The sequence below is a fragment of the Vibrio sp. 1F263 genome (genome assembly GCF_041439035.1).
GTDB classification, from domain to species: Bacteria; Pseudomonadota; Gammaproteobacteria; order Enterobacterales; family Vibrionaceae; genus Vibrio; species Vibrio tasmaniensis_A.
The window spans coordinates 1-3628 of record NZ_JBGONI010000090.1 but is presented as its reverse complement, the minus strand read 5'-3'; the positions used below and the strand labels follow the sequence as shown (position 1 = coordinate 3628).

At 50.5% G+C, this 3628-nt stretch carries 1 protein-coding gene; it reads right to left on the bottom strand.

The annotated features are described in order from the left end of the window. Nucleotides 1-3628, bottom strand: a 3628-nt coding sequence (gene traI, locus ACED25_RS23035; RefSeq protein ID WP_371696223.1) for a conjugative transfer relaxase/helicase TraI, incomplete at both ends; no start/stop codon positions are given.

Here is a 3628-nt window from a genome sequence, read left to right as displayed (position 1 = left end):
GCGACGACGTTCTCTTTGCCTAACTCACTCTGTTTCATCAAACCGACACGGATGTATTCGGTGATGGTGTCACGCTCCTTGTTGGTGTAAGCGATGATAAGCGTGTTTTCTCTGGTTTCTGGGGTGCGCTCTAAATAGTCTTTGGCGACCACATAAGGCAGCTTCTCTGTGGCGGTGAGCTGCGCTCTGCGTCGGTCTTTGTCGTTTTCATTCAGCGTAGAAATGACATGTTGGCTGTTGCCTTGGGTATCAGGGGCTTGCTGCTGGAGTTTATCTAGGGCGCTGAGCGGCTGTTTATCAATGGTGTTTTGCTGTGCATTGTGCAAAGTGTCATTTTGTGGGCGTACCATATCGGTCATGTAAGCGGTATCGATGCGCCCTTGACTTATGGCCAGCTCAAAGGGTTTACCGGCACTGAGCGATAACAACTGCTCTTTATCGCCCAATTTGACTGTTTTGGACTGACTGTCATTGACCAGCTTTGTGAACTCATCGGCTTGCTTATTGCTGACCATGGAGCTTTCATCGAGAAAGAACAAGGTGTGTTGATAGTCACTGGCTTCTCGATTGCCTTGTCGGATGTCAGAAAGCAAACTGTCTAGCGTTTGCGCTTTCACGCCTTTGCTTTCGAGCTCTGCAACCGCGGCGTGCGTGGGCGCAAGACCGATGACGCTTTGCTCTGGTTGCTGGCTGGCTTCTTTGACTAACTGGATAAATTCAATGTTGGATTCAAGCAGGGTGGACTTACCTGTGCCGGCTAACCCTTGGATGGCCACAAAGCTGTCCTTGGTGGTTGAGATAAGGGTGATGGCGTCCTTTTGCCCTTGGGTTAGGCGAGGCTTGGTATCGAGAAAGTCTTGCACCTGCTTAGGCGTTGCAAAAGGTTGATGTTGGCCTTTACCATCATCGATGTTTTGTAAGATGCGCTTTTCAGTTTCTAGCGCGGCTTGCGTCGTCCAGCGTGTGCCGTCACTGTACTCTGCAGAGAGGGTGTCGCTGCGTTTAGTCAGCTCTGTTTCAACCTGCTCTTTGGTAATAGAGCCTCCGGCTTCTTCAAAGGCGTAACGCACCGCTTCCACCACTAAGGCTTTTTGGCTAAACGCCGCTTCTCGCTCTGAGAGGTGGTTCAGGGCAAAGCTGACCGCTTTTTCGATGAGTGGGGCGTTTTGCGCTTGCGCGAGTGCTGACAGCGCTTGACTGACATCCTGCTTTAGCCAATCTTGGGTGGCATCGTTTAGGTAGCGGTCGTTGACGTTTTGCGTCTGTAATACGCGCTCAATGGCCGAAGGGGAGACCTGTTCTTTTTCGAGTGCGCTTTGGGCTTTTTCTGGTTTGTCGGTGAAGATATCAAGGCGCTCTGTTTTTTCAGTCAGGTCGTTTATCAGGGGCTTAGATAGGGTAAACGCTTTGCCAGACAGTAAAGTATGGGCTTTTGGCTCAATATGGTGGGCGCTATGAACGTAGTCGTATTGCAGCGGCGCGTCTTTTAAGCTCTCTAAGTTGACGCGCTGCGTTTCCCCTTTGCTCTCAAGCGTGAGGCTTTCTTTGTCAAGGTGAGTGACAAGGTAGCTTTGGTTCGCGTCCAAGCCGGCAGGGAAGTGTTTGCCTAGCGTTCGAAGACGTTCGCCTTGGGCGATGTTGAGACTTTGCGGTTTATTGATTTGCATCTTCATGTGCTTAAAGGCGCGACTGGACGGGTCAAAGGTGTGTGACTGTCCATCGCGTTTGCTGAGTGCGGTCATGGTGTTGCTCTCTTTATCGATACTGGCGATGACAAAACTATGAGGTTTGCTTTTCTCCCAATGGGTGAGTGTCATGCCTGGTTTGTAGTGTTGAACGAGTGGTTGTTGCGCTTTGGAGAGGTGGTGAGGGGTTTGAGTGAATAGGGTGGTTTCGTGTCTGGCGAGGGCGCCGGTATTTTTGAGTTGGCCCCGTATCGCTTCGGTTAGCCGCCGCTGCTCGACGCCGGAGGTGGCAATCACTTGCGTGGTGGCTTTATCAGGGAGGTCAGCGTACACCCGCGCTATCCTATCGGTATCATTGTCATGCAGTTTCACGTTGGTATGGCTGGCTCTCTTGCCGACCCAAGAATGACTCTCCACATTGCCTTTTTGATACAGCGAGATAGCGTTATTGGCTTTAAATCCCTGACGGCTTGATACGCGGTTAAGCATCACTACTTTACTGCTCGATTGTTTGGCTTTATCGGTGAGGGCTAACAATTCATTCGCGCTCATCTTATTGGCGTCATCAATGAGCAAGACGTCTTTATTGGTCAGCGGCGTATCGCTTTGCAATAAGCTGTGGGTGGTGTGGCGCTGCTCTGGTGAGAAGGTATTGGCTATCCACGCGCCAAGCGTTTTGCTTTGTCGCTGTAGGCTCTCCATCCCTTCCGCTTTTGTTTTGGCGCTTTGTGAGACGAACTGGACGCGTTTACCACTGTGATTGCCTACATTGAGTAGCAGTTGCGCAATATCTTGTGATGAGCCGTGTACATTGACCACATGGAACTGTTTGGTGGATTGGTACAGGTCGGTCAAGATGCGCTGCTGGTTTTCAGGGATAGCGAGCTTGTTGAGCGTGTTCGATTCAACGTGGGTGCGCATGTGATGCGCCCGGCCTTGGGTGCTGTCGATAAGCGCTTTCTCGTTATCAATTAAGCCTTTGGTGGTGTATTGCCCTTTGTGACTGAGTCCTATCAAGTCGCCTTGTTTAATCATTTCATCCGCGACTTTTTTGATATCAAGGGCGTTGAGTTGCACGCCGCCTTTGGTGAACTCTGAGGCAGTCAGTTCAATGATTTTTTCTAGGTGTAACGCGGTGCTGTATTGCCCTAGATGGTCAATGGCTCTGCTGATGGCGGCTTGGGTTTCACCAAGTGGTGGGGTGTTTTGCGCTTCTTTTACTTGTTGCGCCATGGTGACAAGCTCTGCGGGTTCATACCCTTGCTCTTTTACGGTGCTTTGCCACTGTTTGTTGAGGCTGTCACTGCTCTGGTAGGTTTTGCTTTTACGAGTATCGAGGTTTGCTACGTCTTTCGCCGCGCGAGAGTCAAAGCCTAAATCGAGTGTGCGTTGGTCAATTTGTTGTTTGCGAGTGGATGACGCATCAAGAATAGGCTGAGGGACACCGCTGATTTCGAACTGACCGTTGCCGACGCCTCGCGTGGAATAACCGAGTGCTTGTGCATCTTTAGCCAATTGGCTCTGGTACAAGATACCGTAGTATTTTTGGAAGTTGTAAATGCGCTCGCCAGTCCCGTTAATCACGCCCCCTTTTTGTTTTAGGCTGGATGCAAGCGTGCGAAGTTTTCCTTCTTGGTCGCGTGTCATGTTAGCGGCTAGCGCGTGCGAGTGGACTTGTGGGTCGTTTTCACGGCTTGTCTTATGGCGCACGACCGCAAATATCATCGAGTCGGTGTTGTGAAACTCGCGCGCTCCCTCTTTGTTGATGGTAGTGAATTGTGCCACGTCTCTTTCAAGCTCAGTTAAGGCGAATTTTACGGCGTTATTGTGTGCTTCAATGAGTAGATTATCGCCACTTACAAGCGCAAGAACACTGACGGTTTTAGGTGCAGAAAAGGTCAGGTCGAAGCCCGATTTATGATCATCTCGTTTTCCTTTAATGG